Source organism: Pseudolactococcus chungangensis CAU 28 = DSM 22330 (assembly GCF_002441885.1).
Taxonomy (GTDB): domain Bacteria; phylum Bacillota; class Bacilli; order Lactobacillales; family Streptococcaceae; genus Pseudolactococcus; species Pseudolactococcus chungangensis.
In genome coordinates this window covers 1-539 of record NZ_JXJT01000070.1, presented here as the reverse complement: position 1 = coordinate 539, position 539 = coordinate 1, and the positions used below count along the sequence as shown (strand labels likewise).

General features: G+C 39.7%; 1 protein-coding gene. It reads right to left on the bottom strand.

Going from position 1 to position 539, the window contains the following annotated elements; translation table 11 throughout:
- A partial coding sequence (locus RR45_RS10935; protein ID WP_096823197.1) for an IS6-like element ISS1N family transposase occupies positions 1-539 on the bottom strand: 539 nt, incomplete at both ends.

Sequence of the window (539 nt, the reverse complement as noted above, 5' to 3'; positions counted from 1 at the left end):
GGTCTCCATGCCCTTAATCGTGGAAGAGGCTGTACGGAGACTTTGATAAAATTTATTCCGTCGTTTAATAGGTCGATGGTCTTGTTCTATTAAATTGTTAAGATACTTCACAGTTCGGTGCTCTGTCTTAGTATATAAACCCACACTCTGTAACTTTCTAAAGGCGGAGCCAAGAGAAGGTGCTTTATCGGTCACAATTGCTTTCGGCTCACCAAACTGTTTATGGAGTCGTTTTAAGAAAGCATAGGCTGCTTGCGTATCCCGTTTCTTTCGTAACCAGATATCTAAGGTTAAGCCGTCCGCATCAATTGCACGATAAAGATAATGCCAACGTCCCTTAATTTTGATATAGGTTTCGTCCATTTTCCATGAATAGAAGGATTGTCTATTTTTCTTCTTCCAAAGATAATAGAGGACTTTGCTGTACTCTTGCACCCAACGATAAATCGTAGTATGACAAACATTTATTCCACGATCATATAACAATTCCTGAACTTCACGATAGCTTAGATTGTAACGCAGGTAGTAACCAACAGCGA